Source organism: Streptomyces sp. NBC_01410 (assembly GCF_045040195.1).
Taxonomy (GTDB): domain Bacteria; phylum Actinomycetota; class Actinomycetes; order Streptomycetales; family Streptomycetaceae; genus Streptomyces.
In genome coordinates this window covers 7,637,923-7,662,018 of sequence record NZ_CP109530.1, presented here as the reverse complement: position 1 = coordinate 7,662,018, position 24,096 = coordinate 7,637,923, and the positions used below count along the sequence as shown (strand labels likewise).

General features: G+C 70.3%; 3 protein-coding genes. 2 read left to right on the top strand and 1 reads right to left on the bottom strand.

Annotation, left to right across the window (positions count from 1 at the left end; translation table 11 throughout):
• Nucleotides 1-741: 741 nt before the first annotated feature.
• Together OG741_RS34860 and OG741_RS34855 are read left to right on the top strand one after the other, a co-directional pair.
• Nucleotides 742-1,320 carry a KUP/HAK/KT family potassium transporter gene (locus tag OG741_RS34860; protein WP_405604354.1) on the top strand — a complete coding sequence of 193 codons (579 nt, stop codon included), beginning with the start codon at nt 742-744 and terminating at the stop codon, nt 1,318-1,320.
• Nucleotides 1,321-1,633: 313 nt separating this feature from the next.
• Nucleotides 1,634-2,002, top strand: coding sequence for a hypothetical protein (locus OG741_RS34855; protein WP_405604352.1), 369 nt, complete (start codon nt 1,634-1,636; stop codon nt 2,000-2,002).
• Between the two features lie 348 nt (nt 2,003-2,350).
• Here the strand turns inward: OG741_RS34855 and OG741_RS34850 are convergent, their stop codons facing one another.
• Nucleotides 2,351-24,055 carry a hypothetical protein gene (locus OG741_RS34850; protein WP_405604350.1) on the bottom strand — a complete coding sequence of 7,235 codons (21,705 nt, stop codon included), beginning with the start codon at nt 24,053-24,055 and terminating at the stop codon, nt 2,351-2,353.
• Nucleotides 24,056-24,096 lie beyond the last annotated feature (41 nt).

Sequence of the window (24,096 nt, the reverse complement as noted above, 5' to 3'; positions counted from 1 at the left end):
CGACTGGACGACTATCACCGACAGGACACGCACTGGTACACGAACTCCACGTCCGGGCACTCCACCGCGCAACACACAACAACGTCGCGATCCTCGTTGAGAGCGCCGGGGTCGAGCGGCGCTCGCTGGACCTGCCCGGCCGAGGCCTCATCGACGCACCGGTCAGCCGGGACCTCCGAGTAGACCAAGATCCGGGCCAATTCCGGGCCATCATCCCCTCGTTCGAGACAGATTCGTTTGTTTCTGCTGGTCAGGTGAGGTGTAAGGCATGTACCACCAGGAGACGAAGAACCTGCTGGTGAGCTATTCGCCGAAGAAGCTGGGGTTCTTCTAGACGCACGAGAATGGCGTCTGACCTGGCCTCATGCCCGTCAGACGCCCTTCGTGTAACTCACTCACGCTGCAGGGAGATTTACGTACTCCCTCCCGATATCTCCCACCGGTTTCCCACCTCTGACCAGGCTGTTCCGGGGACGCCACCGAGCGAGCCGTAGCGACGAAGCCGCGTGGGGCCGGCCGCGGTGACGCCGCTCGAACGAATCGGCGCGTACCTACGGACAGTTACGCAGGGGGATCGGTATCGTCCGCCCTAATGCATCTGGCCTGCAGCGCAGCAGCCGTGCCGAGGAGGATCACCATGGCCGATCGCCGGCACGGGACCGCATCGGGCGGTGGAGCCGCATCGCGGCCGCCGGAGGCTCGTGGTCCGAGCGGGCAGGACACGGTGCGCGTCTCGCGCTGGTGATCGGTGCTCTCGGCGTGGTCTTCGGCGACATCGGGACCAGCCCGATCTACACCCTCCAGACCGTGTTCAACCCGAGCGACCCGCACCCCGTCCCGGTCACCACGGAAAACGTCTACGGGGTGGTGTCGCTCGTGTTCTGGTCGGTGGTAATCATCGTCCTGGTCACCTATGTGCTGCTGGCGATGCGCGCCGACAACGACGGCGAGGGCGGCAGCATGGCGCTGATCACGCTGCTGCGGCGGTGGAGCTCACAGCGGGGCCGCCGAGCCGCCGCCGTGCTGGTCGCGTTGGGCATCTTCGGCGCTTCGCTGTTCTTCGGTGACAGCATGATCACCCCGGTGCGGATGATCTCACTGGCCGGCGCGGGCGGGGATCTCGCCGCAACCCTGGGTGCTTCCGCGGTCAACGCGGGCATCGCCTCCGGCGCCGTCGTGGGCGGTTGGGCGGTGGCCGCGTTCGGCCTGGACCAGGTGCCACTGGCTGCCCTGATCATCTGCCTCGCCGCACTCCCTGCCACCTCGGCCACCCGCTGGCTCAAGGCCCCCACCGACGATGGGTGCGGCGACACAAGGTGAACCTCGGCGCGGGCGTCCACGGCGCTGTTGAGGTGGACGGTGCCCGATGTGCCGTGCGAGGCGACCCGAACAGGGCGCGGTCTTGCAGGGTTTGAGGCAGTTGCTGGTAGCGCGTCAGGTCAAGTGCCGCACCCCCAACTCGTCCGGTACTGACCGACGGACCAAGCCGCCTGAATGGTTGAGCGATATAACGCCACAAGAGTTTCTCCGGCTCGCTTGCCACCTACCCCAGGTGTAACGTGGAACACAGGTCAGCAGGCTCGATAGAACGATTTCGTTTGAGCAGACCAACTCAAGTTCGGAGGATGTCGCGATGGATCTCATCAATCCAACAGTGACCGCGTCGCGAGACGCGCAAAACCGCTGGACGTTGACCGTAAAGGCCATTGAGACGTTCACGCCTGAAGAGATCCGCTCGGGCTTCGAGTTCGAGGACTGGGCGCAATGGTGGGAGTGGGACGACTCTGATCACGACCACCTCGCGAATCATGGAGTGATTCGCTGGAGGCCAGCTTCGGTTCGAGAGGCTATGGAATGGACTTGGTCCAACATCCCGGGGGATGACTTGGACACAGAGCTTGGAGGCGAGGAAATTCGCGCCAAATTGTTCATTCGCAATTTCACGACGAGTTCGGCGCCCATTGAGAGACTCTCTCCGATTCTGGAAATAGCTCCCGACTGACGGCGTCTGTTCCGCTCACGGATCCAGTCAACCGCTCCGAGCATCGCCCGTGGCTGGAGGGAACCCTGGCTTCCTGCCGGGTCGAGTCCCTGTTGCACGCGGCGGATCCCGAACTGCCGCTGGTGCACGGCCTGGTGGACGGTCAGCGGCCGTCGCCTACTGAGAGGCCGTGGAACGTGCCGGGGTGACGGCGAGCCCGCTGCACCTGCTGGGCCACAACGTCGGGCCGGATGAGCTGGCGGGAGCGCCGACCGTTTCCTGAGGCGTGGTGGTGCGGGGCGGACTGTGTGTCGGTGCGCCCCGCCCCGAACGTGCGCCAGGAGGCGCGTGCGTCAGGAGGCGCGTGCGTCAGGTCGTACCGGCCTGCTGGATGCTGTCGCCGCTGTTGCCGATGGCGACGTGGTTGGCGATGCGCCGGAAGTCGTTCATCACGCCGAACATGCTCTTGTTGGACGGCAGGAGGGCCTGAAGGACCTGGAGCGCAGTGGCTCCCGCCAACTGGGCCTGGAACAAGTCTTTGTAGGCGTTGTAGACCCGCGCCGTGTAGTTGGGCTCCTTCGCCGCGTTCGTCCGGTGGTCGTTGGTGAGGGCGATTGAGGCCAGGTCCATCAGATAGCAGTCGATCAGGTCGGTGACGTCCTGGGCCTTGGCACCCTCCTCGCCGGTCTGCGCGTCCTCCGCCAGGATCTTGGCCATTCCCATGACGATGTCGCGGTAGATCCGGTGCCTTGTGCTGCTGGGGAAGGCGGCCATGATGTGGTCGGCCTGACCAGCGCCCTCGGTGTTCATGGTGCGCGGTGTGCTGAGGTCGGCCAGCCCCGGCACGGTCAGCGGGACTCCCTGGAACATCTCCTCCTCGTCAGGGATGTTCGTGTTGCGGGAGGCGAGCGGGTGCAGGCCGATCTCGTGGGCCAGCATGCCCATGATGTAGCCGATGTCGTACTTCTCGAAGTAATAGCTGGCGAGGTTGATGTCCACGCCGTCATCGTCACGGTCCCTCACGTCGGCCGGGGGCTCCGTCGTCCGCAGGTGCAGGGTGATGCGGCAGGGGCGGGTGCCGATGTACTCCCTGATGGTGTCGTGCTTCCGCAGCAGATCGATGATGCGGATCGCCTTGTCGCGGTACCTCTCGTTCGTGTGCGCCAGGTTCGTGAACTCGAAGTTCCCCGACGAGAACGGCACGTAGGCCCTTGCTGGCGCGGTGGGGGTCGCGTTCGGGTCCTGCGGCATACGGGCCGGGACCTCGGTGACTTCGGTGACTGCCGCGCCGCTGTCGGACGGTCGGGGCAGGGAGACCGGGTCCACCCACACGGACTCGCGGAGGACCGGGTCGGTGCCGGTGCGTACCGCGTCCCAGGTCTGCTCGGTGTCCTCCTCCGCGCTTCCCTCCGGCTGCGGGGTTACGTCCCCGATCAGCGCACCCAGCAGAGCCAGGTGCCGGCCACGCAGACCTGCGACGGCGAGTGAGGAGTCCTCGGGGTCCGCGTTGAGGTCGCCGAGGAGACTGCCCGGGACGTGGGATCGGTGCGGGGAGTCGGCGTCGCGGTACTCGTCGCGCAGGCCGAGCTGGTGGGTCAGCTCGTGCACCATCTGCACCGGATCGGCGTCCGGCCACCAGGTGTTCTGGTCCATGGTTCGGTCCCGGCCCGCCAGGTCCACGGTCAGGTGTGGGGAGTCCGAGGGATCGACGTGCTCGACGGTCACGTGCAGCAGGTCACCGTTGGGCAGCCGGTAGCCGGGCATGTTAAGGAACTCGCTGACGCCCGCGTTGAGTTGGCCGAACACGCGTGAGGCCTGCCCGTCCGTGCCGCGTATCGCGATGCGGACGGTCAGGTCGGTGACCGGATCGCCGTCGTAGGTGAACCGCCGCGCGTCGAACCCGGAACGCACGACGAACCGGGGCCGGTTGTCACGCGGCCCCCTTGGCTGCGGTGCGCCGGGTGTCTGAGTCTGGGGCGCCGTGTCGGTGCTCCTCTGCGGAAGCCGGGGACGGGCTTCACCGGTGTCGCTGCCGGCCTGTGCCGGCGTACTGGTCTGGATGCTGTCGCCCTGGTTGTTGAACGCGACGCTGCTACCCAGGCCCAGGAAGTTGCTCGTGACGTTGTACCAGCTCTTGTCAGCCGGCAGCAGGCTCCGTACGGGGCTGTCCTGCGCCAACTGCGCTGCGAACTGCGCCTTGTAGGCGTTGTAGACCTTCGCCGTATAACGCGGTTCCCACGCCGCGTCCTTCCGCTTGTCATTGGTCAGCGCGATCGTGGCCAGGTCCATGAGGTAGGTGTCGATCAGGTCCGTGACGTCCTTGGACTTGGCGCCCTCCTCCCCCGTTCGCGCATCCTCCGCCAGGACCTTGGCCATTTCCAGGACGATGTCGCGATAGATCCGATGCCTGGTACTGCTCGGGAACGCGGCCATGATGTGGTCGGCCTGACCCGCACCCTCGGTGCTCATCATCCGCGGCGTCGTCAGATGCGTCAGCCCCGGAACGGTCAACGGCATCCCCGCGATCATGTCCTCCTCGTCGTGAATGCCCGCGTCCCGCGAGGCCAGGGGGTGCAGACCAATCTCGTGGGCCAGCATCCCCATGATGTAGCCCATGTCGTACTTCTCGAAGTAGTAACTGGCAAGGTTGATGTCCACGCCGGCGTCACCGCGGTCGGTCACATCGGCCGGAGTCTCGGTCGTGCGCACGTGCAGGGTGATCCGGACAGGGCGGCCGCCGATGTAGTCACGGATCGTGTCGTGCTTCCGGAGCAGCTCGATGATGCGGACCGCCTTGTCGCGGTACCCCTCGTTCGTGTGCTTCAGGTTGGTGAACTCGAAGTTGTCCATCGTGAAGGGGACGAGGGTGGGTTCGGTGGCCGTGGCTGGTGTCACGTTCAGGTCCTGCAGCATGCGCGCCGGGACTTCGGTGGACGCGGTGTTGTCGGTGGGGCGGGGCAGGGAGACCGGATCCACCCAGATCGCCTCGCGAAGGACCGGCTCGGTAGCGGTGCGGGCGGCGTCCCAGGTCTGCTCGGTGTCCTCCTCCGCGCTTCCCTCCGGCTGCGGGGTTACGTCCCCGATCAGCGCACCCAGCAGAGCCAGGTGCCGACCACGCAGACCGGCGACGGCGACGGCGAGCGAAGAGTCCTCGGGGCCCGCGTTCAGGTCGCCAAGGAGACTGCCCGGGATGTGCGGGCGGTGCGGGGAGTCGGCGTCACGGTATTCGTCCCGCAGACCGAGCTGGTGGGTCAACTCATGGACCATCTGCACCGGATCGGCATCCGCCCACCACGTGCTTTGATCCATCGCGCGGTCCCGGCCCACCAGGTCCACAGTCAGGTGCGGAGAGTCCGAGGGAGCGACGTGCTCGACGGTGACGTGGAGGCGGTCGCCGTTCGGCAACCGGTAAGCAGGGTTGTTGAGGAACTCCCGCACACCTGAGTCGAGTTGATCAGCCACGAGCGTGGTCTGACCCTCCGGGCCCCGTATCGCGAGCCGGACGGTGAGGTCCGTGACCTGCTCGCCCTGGTAGGAGAAGCGCCGCGCGTCGAAGCCCGACCGCACCACGAAGCGGGGTCGGCTGTCGCGCGGACCCCTCAACTGCGGTGTTGCGGGCGGGGCTTGTTGAATGCTCTCCTCGGTCTGCTGACTGTTGTCGGTTCCTTGCGGGAGTCGGGGGCGGGCCTCGTCCGTCGGCATGGGTTGCTGAATGCTGTCGCCGCGGTTGTTGGTGGCGACGCTTGCGGCCAGTGTGGTGAAGTCCCGCACCACGCCGAACATCCCCTTGTCGGCGGGCAGCAGAGCACGGATGGGGCTGTCCTCGGCCATACGCGCAGCAAACAGCGCCTTGTAGGCGTTGTAGACCTTCGCGGTGTTACCAGGCTCCTTGGCCGCGTTCACCCGGTAGTCGCTGGTGATCGCGATAGACGCGAGGTCCATCAGATAGCAGTCGATCAGGTCCGTGACGTCCTGGAGCTTGGCTCCCGGCACATGCGCCTGCGCGAATTCGGCCAGCATCTCCGCCATCTTCAGCACGATGTCGCGGTAGATCCCGTGCCTCGTACTGCTGGGGAATGCGGCCATGATGTGGTCGGCCTGACCCGCGTTGTCGGTGTTCATCGTGCGCGGCGTCTTCAGGTCGGCCAGCCCCGGAACCGGCAGCGGAATACCCTGGAACATCTCCTCCTCGTCGGGGATGTCCCGGTTCCGGGAGGCAAGCGGGTGCAGGCCGATCTCGTGGGCCAGCATCCCCATGATGTAGCCGATGCCGTACTTCTCGAAGTAGTAGCTGGCGAGGTTGATCTGGACCCCGTCTTCGCCCAGGTCACGCACGTCGGCCGGCGTCTCGGTCGTGCGCACATGCAGAGTGATCCGGACAGGGCGGCCGCCCACGTACGCCTTGATCGTCGGGTGATCCATGAGCACGTCGACGATCCGCACCGCCTTCGCGCGGTACCGCTCATTCGAACGCTTCAGATTCGTGAACTCGAAGTTCTCCATCACGAAGGGACCCGAATCGGGCTCCGCAGCGGTGGCAGGTGTCGCGTTCGGACCCTGCGGCATACGGGCCGGGACCTCGGTGACTGCCGTGCCGTCGGTGGACTGTCGGGGCAGGGAGACCGGATCCACCCAGATCGCCTCGCGAAGGACCGGGTCGGTGCCGGTGCGTACCGCGTCCCAGGCCTGCTCGCCGTCCTCCTTCGCGCTTTGCTGCGGCTGAGGAGTCACGTCCCCGATCAGCGCACTGAGCAGCGCCAGGTGCCGGCCACGCAGACCTCCGACGGCGAGCGAAGAGTCTTTGGGTTCCGCGTTCAGGTCACCGAGCAGGCTCCCCGGAATGTGCGGACGGTGCGGGGAGTTGGCATCCCGGTACTCGTCCCGCAACCCGAGCTGGTGTGTCAGCTCATGCACCATCTGCACCGGATCGGCATCCGCCCACCAGGTGTTCTGATCCATGGTCTGATCCCGGTTGGCCAGGTCCACGGTCAGGTGAGGCGAGCCCGAAGGCGTAACCAGCTCGACGGTCACGTGCAGCAGGTCACCGTTCGGCAGCCGGTAACCGGGAACGTTGAGGAATTCGCTGACACCTGCCTTGAGCTGGTCGATCACGCGCGAGGCCTGCCCGTCCGTGCCCCGTATCGCGATGCGGACGGTCAGGTCGGTGACCGGATCGCCGTCGTAGGTGAACCGCCGCGCGTCGAAGCCCGACCGGACCACGAAGCGGGGGCGGCTGTCACGTGGCCCCCTCGGCCGCGATGTGTCGGACGGCCCGCTCTGAAGCCCGGTGTCGGTGCTGCCCTGCGGAAGCCGCGGGCGGGCCTCGCCTGTGTCGCTGCCGCTCGACGCCGGCGTACTGGTCTGGATGCTGTCGCCCTGGTTGTTGAACGCGACGCTGCTGCCCAAACCGAAGAAATTGCTCGTGACGTTGTACCAACTCTTGTCAGCCGGCAGCAGGCTCCGTACGGGGCTGTCCTGCGCCAACTGCGCTGCGAACATTTCCTTGTAGGCGTTGTAGACCTTGGCCGTGTACCGCGGTTCCCACGCCGCGTCCTTACGCCGGTCGTTGGTGAGCGCGATCGTGGCCAGGTCCATGAGGTAGGTGTCGATCAGGTCCGTGACGTCCTTGGACTTGGCGCCCTCCTCCCCCGTTCGCGCATCCTCCGCCAGGACACCGGCCATTTTCAGCACGATGTCGCGGTAGATCCGGTGCCTGGTGCTGCTGGGGAAGGCGGCCATGATGTGGTCGGCCTGACCGGCACCCTCGGTGTTCATCGTGCGCGGGGTCTTCAGGTCCGTCAGCCCCGGAACCGTCAGCGGAACCCCCGCGAACATCCCCTCCTCGTCAGGGATGTTCGTGTCCCGCGAGGCCAAGGGGTGCAGGCCGATCTCATGGGCCAGCATCCCCATGATGTAACCGATGTCGTACTTCTCGAAGTAGTAACTGGCAAGGTTGATGTCCACGCCGGCATCACCACGGTCCGTCACATCGGCCGGAGTCTCCGTCGTACGGAGGTGCAGGGTGATCCGGACAGGGCGGTCGCCGATGTAGTCACGGATCGTGTCGTGCTTCCGGAGCAGCTCGATGATGCGGACCGCCTTGTCGCGGTACCCCTCGTTCGTGTGCTTCAGGTTGGTGAACTCGAAGTTCCCGGACTTGAAGGGGATGAGGACCGGCTCCGGTGCTGCGGGCGTCGTGTTCGGGTTCTGCGGCATACGGGCCGGGACGCCGGTGGTCGGCGTGCGGTCGGTGTCGGTGTGGGTGTCGGTCTGGGGCAGTCTGGGGCGTGCCTCGCCGGTGTTGCCGCCGGTCCGGTCCGGAGCAACGGGTTGCTGGATGCTGTCGCCGCGGTTGTTGGTTCCGACGCTGGTGGCGAGCTGGGCGAAGTCTCCGAGGACGCCGAACCTTCCCTTGTCGGCGGGCAGCAAGGGGCGGACGGGACTGTCCTGGGCGATGTGCTCGGCCAGCTGGGCTTTGTAGGTGTTGTAGACCCTTGCCGTGTAGTTGGGGTCCCTGATCGCCCTCGCCCGGTGGTCGTTGGTGACCGCGATGGAGGCGAGGTCCATCAGGTAGGTGTCGATCAGGTCGGTGACGTCCTTTGCCTTGGCGCTCGTCACGCCGACCCGTGCGTGCTGCGCGAGCACCCCGGCCATTTCCAGGACGATGTCGCGGTAGATTCCGTGCCGGATGGTGTGGGGGAAGGCGGCCATGACGTGGTCTTCCTGGCCCGCGCCTTCGGTGTTCATGAAGCGCGGCGTCTTCAGGGTCTCCAGTCCCGGTACCAGCAGCGGCATGCCCCGGTACAGCTCCTCCTCCTCGGGGATCTTCGTGTTGCGCGAGGCGAGGGGGTGCAGGCCAATCTCGTGGGCCAGCATCCCCATGACGTAGCCGATGTCGTACTTCTCGAAGTAATAGCTGGCGAGGTTGATCTGGACGCCGTCGTCGCCCAGGTCACGCACGTCGGCCGGGGTCTCGGTCGTGCGCACATGCAGGGTGATCCGGACAGGGCGGCCGCCGACGTAGTTCTTGATGGTGCTGTGCTCGTCGAGCAGCTCGACGATCCGGACCGCCTTGTCGACGTACCTCTCCGTCTGGTTCAGGTTGGTGAACTCGAAGTTCCCCAACTTGAAGGGACGGAGGACCGGCTCCGGTACGGCGGTGGCCATGTCCGAGTCCTGCTGCATGTGAGCCGGAACCTCGGCGACTGCCGGGCCGTCGGCGGGTCGGGGCAGGGAGACCGGGTCGACCCAGATGGACTCGCGGGTTTCCGCGGCGGCGGCGCTCCGGGCCGCCGCCCAGCTCTGGTCGGCCTGATCGCCGTTCTGCTGAGGCGCTGGGGTCACGTCGCCGATGAGCGCTCCGAGCAGGGCCATGTGCCGGTCGCGCAGGCCGGCGGGGGCGAGGGAGGCGTCTTCGGTAGCTCCGTCGAGGTCGCCCAGCAGGCTGCCGAGGATGTGCGGGCGGTGCGGCGAGTCGGCGTCCCGGTACTCGTCGCGCAGGCCGAGCTGGTGAGTGAGCTCGTGCACCATCTGCACCGGGGCGGCGTCGGACCACCAGGTGGTCTGGTTCATCGCCTGGTCCCGGCCCGCCAGGTTCACGGTCAGGTGCGGCTCATCGGTGGGATCGACGTGCTCAACGGTCACGTGCAGCCGGTCGCCGTTGGGCAGGCGGTGGTCCGGGTCGTTCAGGAACTCGCTCACGCCCGCGTTGAGCTGGTCGAACACGCGCGAGGCCTGTCCGTCCGTGCCCCGTATCGCAATCCGGACGGTGAGGTCGGTGACCGGCTTGCCCTGGTACGAGAACCGCCGCGCGTCGAAGCCTGAACGCACCACGAACCGGGGACGGCTGTCGCGCGGGCCGCGCGTCGGCGAGGTGGCGGACGGCGCGGTCTGCGGCGCGGGGCCGGTGCCCGCCTCGGGAAGTCTGGGGCGTGCCTCGCCGGTGTTGCCTCCGGCCTGGTCCGGAGCAACGGGCTGTTGGATGCTGTCGCCGCGGTTGTTGGTCGCGATACTGGTGGCGAGCTGGGTGAAGGACCGTGCGACGCCGAACAGGCTCTTGTTCGACGGCAGGAGGTCCCGAAGAGCGGTGTTCTCTGCCAACTGGGCGCGGAGCATCTCCTTGTAGGCGTTGTAGGCCCTTGCCGTGTAGTTGGGCTCCTTGACCGCGTTCATCCGGTAGTCGCTGGTGACCGCGATGGAGGCGAGGTCCATCAGGTAGGTGTCGAAGAGGTCGGTGACGTCCTGGGACTTGGCGCCCGTCACGCCGACCCGCGCGTGCTGCGCGAGCACCTTGGCCATCTCTATGACGATGTCGCGGTAGATGCCGTGCCGGATGGTACGGGGGTAGGCGGCCATGATGTGGTCGGCCTGGCCCGCCCCCTCGGTGTTCATGAAGCGCGGCGTCTTCAGGTCCGTCAGTCCCGGCACCGGCAGGGGCATACCCCGGTACGCCTCCTCCTGCTCCGGAATCTCCGTGTTGCGCGAGGCGAGGGGGTGAAGGCCGATCTCGTGGGCCAGCATCCCCATGACGTAGCCGATGTCGTACTTCTCGAAGTAATAGCTGGCGAGGTTGATCTGGACGCCGTCGTCGCCCAGGTCACGCACGTCGGCCGGGGTCTCGGTCGTGCGCACATGCAGGGTGATCCGGACAGGGCGGCCGCCGACGTAGTTCTTGATGGTGCTGTGCTCGTCGAGCAGCTCGACGATCCGGACCGCCTTGTCGACGTACCTCTCCGTCTGGTTCAGGTTGGTGAACTCGAAGTTCCCCAACTTGAAGGGACGGAGGACCGGCTCCGGTACGGCGGTGGCCATGTCCGAGTCCGTGGGGGCGTCGGAGCCCGCGTCGGTGCCGGACAGCGTGCTCAGCTCGTATGCCTCCTCCTCCAGGAGACCCGGGAGGTCGCTGCCCGTCGGTGACGGGGGCAGCGGAAGGGTGGCCGCGTCCTGAAGGAGCGCGTCCTGCGGGGTCGGGTCTTGCAGGGTCGAGTCCTGCGAGACCGGGTCCTGCAAAGCCGCGTCCTGGAGGACCGCGTTCTGCAGAGCCGGGTCCTGTGAGGCCGGATCCGGCACGGGCGGGACCGGCGTAGCAGTGTCGACGGACGTCGTGACCTGTGCCTCGGGCCCCTTCAGCTCGGGCCCCTTCAGCTCGGAGCCCTCCAGCACCGGGGCCTTCTGCTCCGGCGCCTTCAAGCCTTTCGGTTCCGGTGCCTTCGACTCCGTGTCCTTGGGCGCGGGAGCCTTCGGCGCGGGTGCAGGCGTGTGCAGGCTCAAGGTGACGAAGTCCCCACCCCGGCGGCGGAGCCGAAGGTGCGGACCGCTGTCGCCGGACGGGCCGGGGTAGGTGTGGGCGGTTCCGTTCTCCTCGATCAGGGTGACGGTGGTGCCGGTCGCGGCGGCGGCCCACCGGGCCACCGCACGGTCGGCCCCGGGACCCCACGGTGCCTCGGCGAGGTGGCGGCGCAGATGCCCCTCGCGGGCGTACTGGCTCGGCGCGGGCTCGCCGGGGTGGGTCCGCAGGGGTGGGGGTGTGAAGAGCGAGTCGCGTTCCGCCGAGTCGGCGGGCAGACCGTTCAGACGCATCAGCTGGGCGGGCGACGCCCCGGCGCGCATGCGCAGCCGTGCCGCCTCCTGGCGGTCCAGTCCGGGCTGCTCCGCTGCCTGTCGCAAGGCCGTGGAGAGCGCGCCGAAAAAGCCGTTGCCGCGGCCGGCGGGGGCGACCTGGGTGTAGGTGGCGCCGTCGGGTGCGGTGAGGACGCCGTCGCGGTCGAGGCGGTAGCGCGGGCCGCTGCTGTCGGCGGGCGGCAGCCAGGGCGGGGTGGCGTGGCTGCGGTGCGCGGGCGGCTGCGCGGACCGCTGCTCCGACCCGGGGCTCGTCGTGGTGTCGGTACCCGAGGTCCCCACGGCCGATGTCCCGGTGTTCGCACCGGTACCGGTCGCGGTCGTCGCAGTTGCCGCGGTCGTCGCCGTCGCCGGGGCCGGCAACGGGGTGGCGACCGGCGGCGAGGTCCCGGGCGGAAGCGCGGCGTGGAAGAAGCCGTCGGTGGTGAAGAGGACCGGATCGGTGGCCGGGTCGACGGCGGCCGGATCGGTGCCGTGCGGGAGGAAGAGCTGGTCGCGGCCCTCACCGGTCACCACGGTGAGCGGGGTGCCCAGGACGCGGGCGGCGAGGACGGGCAGCAGGTCGGCTCCGCCGTGATCCCCGGCGCGGCGCTCGGGCCGGGCCGGTTCGCCGTCCGGGCGCTCCGTGCCGCCGTCCTGCAGCGGCTCGCTCGCGAACGGGCGGGACAGGGCCGCGGTGGCCAGCGCCACCCGCTGCGCGGGGGTCGGCCAGTAGGTCTGCGGGAGTCGGCCGAAGGCATCGAACTCGGTCTGCTGCGCCGGGGTCAACTGCACACCCGCGGCGTCGAGTTCGTCCTGCGTGAAGGTGTCCTCGGCGTCCAGGGCGAGGGCGTCGAGCAGGTCCTCGTTGCCGTCCTCGCCCAGCTCCCAGGCGAGGCGGTCGCGGGCGGTGCCGATGGCCTCCGCGGTGACCGCCGGGTCGCCGGAGGCGCCCGTGAACCGGTCGGCGAGGTCGGTGCCGAGCAGGTGGGGCAGGCGGCCTCGGGCCTCGGCGGCAGCGAGCAGCGCGTGGAAGAACGAGGCGCCGTCGTGCGGCATGTCGTGCACCTCGCGCACCGTGGCGCCGTCCGGCGAGGTGAGGGTGCGTGGGGCGGAGTCCGTCCCGTCGGTGACGACGTACGGCTCGGGTGCCTCGGAGCGCCAGCCCGGCTCGGCGTACTCCTGCGGCCGGTCCGGCACCGGGACGGAGGCCGAACCCTGGTGGTGCGCGGTGAGGCGGGAGGCGGCCAGGTGCAGCCGGTGGTGGTCCCGGGCGGCGGCGTCGGTGTGCTGCTCCCACCGGTGGACCTCCTGGCGGGCGGCCTGCCAGGCGACGACGGCTGGGGACCAGACCATGTCCTGCGGCAGATCGGTCGGCGGACCGGAGTTGTCGTCGCCGAGCGCGGCCTGTTCCGCCGGGCCCAGGTCGAGCCACGTCTCCCGGGCCCGCGCCCGTGCGTCGTAGTAACCCTTCTCGGCCGCGGCGAGGTCGCCCGCCGCCTTGGACAGGTCGTCCCAGGCCGCGAGGACCTCGTCGGGGAACGTGGTGTCGTCCAGGAGGCCGTAGTCGCGGGCGATGTCCTCGCGCAGCCAGACCAGGGCGGTGGTCTCGGCCTCGGCGGCGCGCGGCCCGCGCTTGGCCTTGCCGAGCGCGTGCAGCGGGCGGCTGTCGGTGATGCGGTGGTCCGCCTCGGCCACGGACAGCCAGCTCACCGGCAGCGCGAAGAGCATGCTCCGGTCGGTGACAACCTTGAGGTGGGTGCCGAGGGTGGTGTCCGCGGTGCCCTTGAGCACCGTGCCGTCGTTCGAGCCACCGATCGGGACCGTGGCGCCCGGGTTGGTCACACCCGCGTTGCTGTTGCCCGCCATCGGCGCGGTGCCCACGGCGCCCTCGACGTTGTCGGTGATGCCGGCCTCCAGCGCGTCGGAGGTCTTCGCCCGTTGCATGGCCTCCATGCGCGGCTTGTTCTCCACAGCGAGCAGGCGGGCGCCGCGGCGGTGCATCTTCGCGTAGAGGCGGGAGTCCGCGGTGTGGTACTGCCCGAAGAGGCGCGCGGAGGCCTGGGCGGGCAGCGGTGAGCCGTTCGCGCCTAGCGCCTCGCGGAAACCGGCGGTCAGACCGCCCTGCGCGGTGGCCTCCTGCTGGGACTGGGCGGGGGCGGTGCCGAGGCCGGTGAGCGGGGTCCGGCGGGCCATGCGCACGCGTGAGTCGAGGACCTTGCCTGTGTGCCGTTTGCCGAGGTCGCTGTCGCCCAGGCCGTCGGCGCGCGCGGTGGCGAGGGTCAGGGCGTCCTGCACGTTGGCGGCGCCGCGGATGTCCACGGCGAGGATGCCGGTACCGATCCGGTCGTCGAAGGGCAGGATGTCCGGGTCGGCGCCACCGGTGCCGTTCCCGGCGGCGGAGGTGCGCCAGGCGGCGATGCCCTCCGGGCGGGCCTGGGCGGCGGTCAGCATCTTCACCGCGCGTTCGGGTTCCGGCACGTCCTGCTCGGTGAGCGCGCCGTCGGCGCCGTCGCCGTCCGGGGTCAGCAGGTTCGCCGGGAGGATCTCATTGAGGCTTCCGACCGGGGTGTTGACGCCCGGGGTGAGCGGATCACCGGTCGCGTCCGTCATGGTGACGGTCAGGACGTAGCTGGTGACGATCTCGGCGTGCGCCTGGGTGGTGGCGATGTTCGGCATCGCGGTGGTGCCGGCGGTCCGGGTCCGGGTGCTCGACCGCTGCTTGGCCGCGGTTCCCTGGAGCGAGGGGTTGGCGACGAGAATGCCGCTCTCCGCCGCGCGCTGACCGGCGCTGAGCGTCACGTCGGCGCCGCGGTCCTGGGAGGTGCCGTCGGCGTCGTCGCGGGCGATGGTGCGGTAGTCCTCCAGCTCGTAGCCGGTACGCAGCCTGTCCACGGTGGTGGTGACCGGAGTCAGCTTGAATTGGACCTGTCCGGGGCTGCCGCCGACCGGCAGGTGGTGCGGGCTGGACCAGGCGCGGTAGCGGACCGGCAGGTTCATCCCGTCGGTCGTCAGCTCGTGCAGGTGGCCGCGGAGGAAGTCCGGGGAGAGCCGCTGGAGGACCTGCTCCCGGTCGTGCGAGGGCACCCCGATCTTCTCCAGCTGCCCCATCAGCTGCTGTGCCGCAGGGCCGGCGTCGAGTTGGCCGCTGGGGTGGGTGGGGAAGCGGCGGTTGCGCAGGTAGGGGGGCACCCGGTAGCCGCCGCCGAGGTTGTGCGGGGTGGTGTTGCCCAGGCCGTCCCGCGCGAGCCCGGCCTCGATGACGTCCTGCATCGGGAGGTGGAACATCACCGCGTCACGGATGCGCTGGAGCGCGGCGGCGGCCCGGCGTGGGGCGAGACTGTCGCCGAGGCGCTCCGAGAGCCGACCGGCCGCGGAGCTGATACGGGCGCCGGCGCGGGTGCCCACCGTGCCCATCGCGGCCGTCCAGCGGTCCCGTACCGCGACGGTCTCGGCGGCGTCGGCGACCACCAGGTACATGCGCCCGGCGAAGGTGAGGGTGGTGTTGCGTCCCCGGGTGAGGGTCTGCGAGACGCTGCGGCCCTTGCCCCAGGCGTACTGCAGGGCGGTCGAGTAGGAGCCGACCACCGCCGACTGGCCCGGGGCCTGCTGCAGCGGCATGTCGGCACCCTGGAGGCCGACGGTGGTACGGGAGACGGTGCTCGTGCTGCCGGCGACGCGGTGCTCGTTGCCGATGGTGGCCTCGAGGCTGGCCGGCTTCGGGTCGCTCTTGACCCGGAAGTTGCCCAGTTCGCCGCGGACCGCCGCCTTGAGGTAATGGGCACGGAACGGTCCGGCGCCGTTGAGTCCGGCGACGCGGGAACCGAACGGGCCCAGATACTGGCCGAGTTGCCCGGCCACGCTGAGGTTGGCCATCGCCCGGCGCAGCGCGGTGCGCACCGGGGCGCCGGGTGCGCTGACGTGCCAGGTGGTGCCCGAGGCACGGTCGGCGGTGTCCTGCATGAGCTGCTGGCGCTGCGGGCCGCCCTCGGCGCTCAGCACCACGTGCGGAGCTCTCAGCAGTTTCTTGGTGAGCTGCCGGTCGGGCGAGTCCGTCCTGGGCAGCGGGCGGGTGCCGTCGAGGAGTTGGTCCGCCTCGGTGGAGGAGAGCTGCTGCGGTACGGCCGCGGTCGCCGGTGCCGGCCCGGTGGGCGGCGGGTAGGCGGGGGCGTGGCGGTCGGAGCCGTGCGCGGCGGGCACGGCCAGCTCCACCCGGCCCACGGTCTCGTTGCCCCGGGTGAACAGTGGCCGTTCCTCGACCTTGCTGACGAAGACGCCCGCGCCGAGCAGGCCGACCGAGGCGAGCCGGGCCCAGCCGCGCGGGCGGCGGTGGCCCTCGAAGGAGGCACCCAGCTCCACCTGGTAGCTGTAGAGGTCGGCGCCGGTCTGGAACGTCAGCTGGTCGTGGACCACCGCGACCGTGTTCCTGGTGGCCTTCTGGTCGGTCTTGGCGTGACGGACCCCGACTGTCACGTTGCCGGCCTGACGGGGCAGCCCGACGTCGGGCACCTTGTTGTGGTCGCGGGGCGAGACTCCCAGCTCGACACCTCCGGAGAGGGTGAGGGACGCCTGCTGCCCCTGGCCCGAGACCTCGGTGCCGATCACCGCGTTGCGCAGCGAGCGCTCGCTCATAGTGGTCTCGAACTGCCGGTCGGTGAGGCGTGCCCGGAGGATGAGCGTGTGGTGGCCGCGGCGCACCTTACCGTCCTCGGTGAGGGTGACCGGCACCCCGGTGGTGGTCAGGTCGTCCAGGCTCTGCGCCAGGCTGGGCCGGTTCAGCGCCTCACGCACCTGGCGGTCGTTGTGCAGCGCAGTCCGCATCCGCCCGTCGCCGTACCAGAACTTGGCGAGCCGCGGGTGCCGCAGCATCAGCGGCGGGACGAACAGCGACGGGTAGGAGCGGTGCAGCGTGTCCAGGACGGCGTCCGCGAAGGCCCGCATGGGGTCCTGGGGGACGGGCTGCTGAGCCGGCGGCTGCTGCTGACTCTGGCTTTGCCCCTGCGGCCGGCTCTGAGTCTGGGTCTGGGTCTGTACCTGAGATTGGGTCTGGGGCTGGGTCTGCCCCAGGGGCTGCGGCTGTACCTGGACCTGTGTCTGCACCTGGGTCTGCGGGCGGACGGGGCGGAAGCCCTCGGCGCGGATCTGACCGCTCAGGTGGACCGGGTCCTCTCGGGTGAGGTACCACGGCACCGGCGGCTCGGCGTCCGGGTTGGGGCCCGCCTGGCCGGGCGTGCGGCTGTCCCAGCCCGCGAGGCGTCGGGCGTCCTGGGTGGAGATCCAGTCCAGGCTGACCACCCGGACCGGGCGGGCGGCCGACGGCGGTTCGCCGGGCTTGCGCACCATCAGGGTGCGCTCCACCCGGTACAGGGCGATCGGGTGGTTGCGGACCCGGCCGGTGGTCTTCCGGGCCGCGTCGACGCCGAGGTAGTGGCCGCGTCCGGCGCTGAGGTCCGCGCGGACCAACGGGCCGCCCTGGAGCCGCACATCGGTCTCCGCGCCGACGAGGGTGTAGTTCGGCCCGGCGGTGACCTGGATGCCCAGGCGGGTGTCACGGACGTGGCCGCGCTCGTTCTGGTAAGTGGTCTGGGTGAGGTCGCGCAGCTCCGCCTTGACCGACTCGGTGACCAGCGTGGCCCGGTGCGGCACCGAGCGCTCCACGATCAGGTGCCCCAGCGGGTGCTGTCCGCTGCCCCGGGTCAGCTCGGGCCCGGTGACCGGCCCGGAGAACCGGCCGAACAGGGCGAGCAGCCGCCCCGGACGAACGTACGAGACCAGGGTGCTGTGCGCCGAACTCCCTGGCCGCGCCCCGGAGATGGCCAGTGCCATGTCCTCCGGCGGATCCGTCAGGTGCAGCCCGGTGGTGTCGGTGATCCGCGGCTCGACCCCGTCCGGGAAGGTGAGCGTCTTCGGTGCGCGCTGCGGTCCCTTGTAGGGCACGGTGAGGTCGTCCGGCAGCCGCCAGCTCAGCCCGTCGCGCATCGCGAACTCCGCGGAGTGCACTTGCGTACGCTGCCAATGGGGTTTCGGCAGCGGCGAGTTGGGCTGGTTGCCCGGGGTACTGCCCCGGCCGGACGAATTGTCGGGGCCGGTGGTCTTCGGTGCCTCGGTGACGCGGTCCACCCGCACCCGGTAGTGGACGTCGTCCAGGTGCAGGTGCGAGCCCTCGTGGGCGCGCCACTCGGACTGGTTGTACGCCTGGGTGCCCTGGGCGTAGTCGGTCCTGCGGGTCCAGCCCAGCGAAACACCGATCTTCAGCAGCCAGTTGAGCGGCGGGCCCATGCTCAGCCCTCCGGCGATCCGGCGCCCGAAGCCGACGCTGCGCCCGCCGCCCGTACCGGCCTGGCCGCGTCGCATGGTGTCCAGCCGGACGGTGCCGCCGTTCACATCGGAGAAGCGCTCCCAGCGGTGGTACGGGATGGCCTCGACCGTCATCTCGTGGCCGACGCCGGACTTCTCCCGGCCCACGAAGCGCGCGCCGCGCGGGGCGGTGAAGGCGCCGGGCTCCTCGGTCAGCAGGCGCAGCAGCTCCGCCTCGTCGAACTGGGCGCGCAGCTTCTTCGGCAGCTTGCTCAGGATCTCCTCGGCCACCTGCTCGGGCGAGCGCAGGGTCGTCTTGCCGGGGCCGGTGAAGAGTCCGGTGGGGCGACCGCGCGGGGTGCCGTCCGGCCGACCGGCCGGGGTGCCGTCACCCGGGTCGGCGTCCGGATGGATCAGAATCGTGGGCAGCCGGCTGCCGTCCTCGAAGGTGACGGTGGTCGGTACCGGGCCCGGCGGCCGGGCGTCCTGGCCGGTCAGCAGCCGGGCCGGGCGATGCCGTTCGAGCTGGGTCTCCAGCGGTACCGGGTCACCCCGGTCGGGGGCCTCGGTGTCGGGCCCGTCGAGGTCGGTGACCCCGCCCATGCTGCGCAGCCACTCCCCGAAGGGGTCGGAGCCGTCCGGGTCCGGGGCGGCCGGGTCAGGAATGGCCGGGTCCTGAGTGGTGGCCGGACCCTGTGTGGTGATCGTGTTCGGGTCCGGGGTGGTGTTCGGGTCGGGTACGGGGGTGAGCGGCGCCGAGGCCGGGACCAGGGCGTCGTAGTGGTCGGTGCCGTTGTAGGCCAGGTGCAGGGCGCCGCCCTGGCCGCCCGGGTTGAGGGTGTTGACGAAGGTGCTCCCCGGCGACCGCGGGTCGGGCTGGACGAGCCGCAGGTCGAGGTCGAGGGTGTGTGCCAGTGCTTCCGGGAGCTGGTCGGCGAAGGGAGAAGCCCACAGTGCCGGGAGCTCGGCCGCCGCGCCGACGAGTTCCTTGGCGCCGAGCCGCCACGCGTCGGCGGGGGTGGGCGCCACGTCTGCGAGGTGCGGGTAGTCGCTCTCCCTGAGGATCCGCTGCCATTCGTCGGCGTCGCCGTCGGTGACGACATCCTGCGCGATCCGGTTCCAGAGCTGGGTGATCCGGCTCCGCTCGGCCGGGTCCTGCGCCCCGGCGACGGCACGCATCCGCAGGTCGTCCACCACGGAGAACACCGGGTCCGGGATCGCCAGGGCCACGGCGTCGCCCAGTTCGGACTCGGTGATCCGGTCGCTCAGCAGACGGCGCAGGCCGGCGACGTTCCGTGCGGCCCACGCGGGTGGTACGGCCTGGCTGCGCGCACTGTCGAGCGCCGCCCGGAAGAGGCAGTTTCCGCCGCCCGGGGTGTCCAGGCGCCGGAAGGACAGGCCGTCCGCGTTCACGGTGTCCGCCGTGCCGGGCGTGGCCTTGCTGAGGAGGGTCATGTCCTCGGCGAGGCTCTCCGGGCGGCTCGACGCGGGCGCCAGGTCGGGCCTGCGGCGGGCGAGTTCGGCGGTGTCCTCGGAGCTCAGGCCCAGTTCGGACAGTGGCAGCGGGGTGCTGGAGAGCGACCAGGTGATCTGCGCGGAGGGCGCGTAGGAGAGACCGCGCACGTCCTCCGGCGACACGAGGGTGGTGGGCGGGAGCGCGGGCGGCGGCGGGGGCAGCAGGGCGTCGAGCGTGGTGTCGGGCCTTGCGGTGGAACGCAACTCGGCTGCGGCGCGCAGGAATTCGGTGTACTGCTCGAGCGTGGGATCGGCGCCCGGATCGGTGGTGGTGCCGCTCTTCGCACCGCCCCGGTCGACGACCATCCGGCGCAGCAGGTCCGGGGTCATCCGGCCGTCGCCGTAGCGGGCCGCGGTGTCCGGGCTGAGCCAGCGCAGGTTGTCCACGAAGGCGAGTCCGGCGAGCAACTCCCTGTTCTCCGGGCGCTGTTCGGCATCCGGGCCGAGGGCCTCGCGCAGCGTGCGGATCTGCTGGAGGGTACGGGCCCGGGCGAAGGCGTCGGCCGGTTCGGGGCCCGTGTGCAGGCCGGCGTCGCGCGCCAGATCGTCCAGGTCGACACCGCTGGGCTCAGGGGTGAAGAGCCGCCACCCTCCCGGCCCGTCCGAGCCCTCGGTGAGCACCGCGCGTACGGTGCCGTCCCTGTCCCGGGCGGTGCCCACCTCGGTGGTCGGCGCGTACACCTGCCGCCCGGTCCGGTTCGCCACGTGCTGTGCCACCGGCAGGCCCGCCACCTGCGGCTGCCGCCCGGTCTCGCAGGAGAACAGCACCAGTGGCCGGTCCAGATCGCCGTCCTGCGCCCAGGACTTGAGCACCTCGCCTAGCTGTACGCCGCTGACCTTCACGGTGGGTCGCGCCGCGTCCTCGGTACCGAGAGTGACGGTACGGGAGGTGCCGTGCCCCGCGAAGTAGTCGGCGCCGCGCTCGGTGCCCGACCCGGGGAGCGCGGTCGGCGGGCCGGTGAACACGGTGCGGCGGGCGGGCGGGTCCGCGACGGTCCCCGGGGCCGGTGGAGCGGAAGTGGTGCGCACGCCGCGGAAGGTGTCCTGGCCCAGCAGCGCGCGACGCCCCGCGCTGTGCGCCGTACCGTCCTCGGCCGGGCCCTGCGAGATGGTCAACGTCTGTACGGCGCGCCCGGGTTCAGGCTTGGCGGTCGCGTTCGGCACCCAGCGCCGCAGCTGCGCGACGGGCACCGTGTGGCCGTTCAGGGTGGTGACGAGCGGCTCGCCCGAGGGCCGGGCAGGACCGTTTCCGTTGTCGGCGGTAGCGCCGCTGTTCGCGGGCCGCACGACGATCCGCCCCGTGGGCGGGGGCGCCACGGGGAGCGCCACAGAGGGTGGCGCCGGGGAGTTGTCCGACGTGGTGGGCGGCGGCGGGGGCGGGGTGCCGCCGTTCCCGGGCCCGCGACCGCCGCCGGGGCCGTGTCCGCCGACTCCGTTGTTGTTGCTGTCGCCGTTGCTGTTGCTGTTGCCCGACTCCAGGTACAGGTCGGTGGCCGTGTCGGTCCAAGGCCGGGACAGGGTGGCCAGCTTGGCCGCGGCGGGCAGGCTGGTGGCCGTGGAGTCCGGGCCGGCTCCATTGCCATCCACGAAAGACGTCGCGCCCGAGACCACCTTCGGGCGCGTAGCCGGGGCGATGACCGGGTCGCTGTCGGTGGTCGCGGTGCTCTGCGTGGCGGGGCCGGATGTGGTGGCAGGGGCCGGTCCGAGGGCGTCGGCGAGCGGCAGCAGCACGTCCGCGCCGGGGAACGCGGCGTCCGAGGTGTCGGGAGTGCCGTCCGCCATCACGGCAGTCGGGGGGCCGGTGAGCGGGCGGACCCGGACCGGGGCACCCGGGCCCTCGCGGGTCAGCTCGACGGCGGCGCGTACCGGGCGCCCCGCTCCGTCCGGCGTGACCGACGGCCCGAGCACGACGGCCCGGTCGACCCCGGCCCCGTCCAACAGCTCGGCCGCTTCCGGCGTCCCCTCCCCCGGCGGCGGCACCTCCGAGACGACGATCGTCAACGGCGGTGACTGGCTGGGCGAGAGGCCCCCGGCCGGGGCAGGACCGGCCTTCACGTCGCTCAGGCCGCCGACGTCACGTGCATCGCCGACATCGCGTACGTCGCCCGTGTCGGCGTACGAGCCGGTGGTGCCCACCTTCGGCGGGGCGGTGGTGATGTCGGGGGCCGGGGTGGGGTCGCTTTCGGTGGAGCCCGAAGTGCTGTTGCTCTCGCCCGAGTTGACGGCCTCCGGCGAGGATGTGGTCGCCGGTGGCGGGCTGATCTCCGGCAGCGGGCTGATCTCCGAAGGAGAAGAGGTCTCCGAGGAGGAGGTCTCCGAAGAAGTACCAGTCTCCGGCGACGGCGAGATCTGCGAGGCGTCGTCGGGCGTGGTCCGGGAGCCGTCCGCCGGGGCCGTGCCGTCCGGGTCACGGGTGCCCTGCGTGCTTTGGGGCTGCGCGGCGGAGGGGGTCTGGGTGCCTCCGGCGGCCGGTACGCCACCCGGTCGGGCGCCCGTGCCTGAGCCGGTGCTCGTGCCCGTGCCGGTGCTCGTGCCCGTGCCCGTGCCCGGCGCGGCGGAGGTGGTGGGGCTGTTGGAGGCGACGGGACCGCCCCCCTGCCCCGGCACCGGAGCCGTACGGTCGTCCTGCGAGACCACCTCGTCCGGAGAGTTCTGGACGGTGCTCTCCGGGGAACCCACGACCGAGTTGTCCGGCGATGCCTCGGACGCGACACCGTCCCGGTCGCCGGTGACGACGGTGTTGTCGGCGCTGTTGGTGTTGTCGACCTGCACGTCCGTGTCGAGGTCCACCACCGGGTCGGCGTTGTTCCCGGCCGGGCCGGGAGCGGAGTTGCCCGTGGAGCCGTTGCCGAACGTGCCCGTGGTGATCGGGGAGTCCACCGTGACCGGCGTGCCGAAGCTGTCGAGGGCGCGGCGGATCTCGTCAGAGTCGACCTGCGCGGCGGGGCTGTTCCCGGCGGGCACGACCCGGACCTCGGGCACCTGTGACAGGTTGCTGTGCAGGCTGTCGCGGACGCCGATCTCGGTGCTTCCGGGCGGCTGGGAGGCGCGTAGGGCGGCGAGGTCGCGCAGCGCCTGCTCGCGGACCTCGGCGGGACCGTTGTGGACCTGCTGCCACAGCTCGTTCTCGGCGGCGGTCACGGGCAGCGGGCCCGGGGAGTACGGCGGCGGGTCCAGGGTGGTGTACGGCGGCGCGGCCTCGGTGGAGTTGGGCGGAGGCGACTGGCTGCCGGTGAAGTCCCCCTGGCCGGTGTTCTGTTGCGTGACGCGCGGAGGCGAGTTGCGCGTGGAGCCGGCGCCGCCCGAGGAGTCCGTACGCGGGGGACCGTCGGCACCGCCGGTACGGTCGGAGCCGTCGCCGTCGCGAGAACGCGTGGACCCGTCGGAGTCCCGCGTGTCGGAGTCGCTGTTGCCTCCGGAGACGGTGGGCGGCGGCTGCATGCGCAACTTGTCGATGGCGTGGCGCAGTTCGGCGCCGCTATTCAGGGCGGTGTCGGTGAGCGTGGCCTCCACCTGGCTGCTGATGCCCGCGCCGACGAAGGTGGACCAGCTGGTGGACCAGTCGCCGTCGAAGGCACCCTTGATCAGGATTTCGGCGAGCGCCTCGCCGGAGCCGGCGGCGAGGAAGTCGGCCGTCCCCTTGAGCCCATAGTGCCCGGCCAGCGCGCCCGGCCGGTCGGCGTTGTTGCGCAGGATCTGGTTGTTGCGCCACAGGTTGGTGTTGTTCCGGAAGGAGAGCGGGTTGTTCCGGAAGGTGGTCGGCGTGTTGTTCGTGAGGTTGGGGCCGTTCCCGTACGGGCTGGGGTCCGGGCGGTCCTTCGGGGTGTTGTCGCGGGGGTTCGGGGTGGGGTCGGGGTTGGGCTTGGGGTTCGGGCCGTTGTTCTTGAAGTCGAGGTTCGGGGGGTTCTTGAGGTTGGGGTTGTTCTTGAAGTTGAGGTCCGGGCCGTTCTTGAGGAAGTTGTTGTCGTAGCTCTTGACGATGTTCTTCGCGAAGTCGTCGAAAATGCTGGTGAGGAAGCCTGCGGCGGCGCCGAACGCGGCCGACTTGAGGATGTCGTTCCAGTCGAAGCCGTCGGGGCGGCGGCCGTTGGGGGCGAAGTTCATCATCGCCAGCCGCACCGCGAAGGTGGTGAACGCCTCGGCGAACGCCTCGGTCAGCGAGGGCGCGATGTGCAGCCGCTGGAGCAGGTGGCTGAGGGTGGTGAGGATCATGAACCGGCTGCGCAGCTTGGCCATCATGATCTGGCTGGCCGAGGCGCCACCGGTGAAGAAGGACATCGCCAGGTAGATGGCGATCTCGATGAGCAGCCGGATGACCTCGGCGATGACCTGCCACTTGGACTCCATGATGTCCATGGAGGTCTTGCGCCGGCCTTCGGCGATCTTGTCGAGTTGCTCGGCGAAATCGCGCAGGTAGTTCTTGCCGCCGTCGTCGATGAGCATGCCCATCGCCTTGGCGTACGACTTGGAGAGGTCGTCGGGCATGACCTCGGCGATGTCGTGGATGGACTTCTCGATCAGCGACGACATCCTGTCGAGCTTGCGGCCCAGACCGGAGTACGGCCGGCGGCTCTCGTAGGCGAGGTCCTCGTCCGCGTCGATGAGCTTCTCCCCGGTGAGGATGAAGATCATCGCGTTGACCTCGGGCGATGCCATCATGCTCATCGAGGGCCGCCCCGCAGGCGGCTCGGGCAGGACGGAGCGGC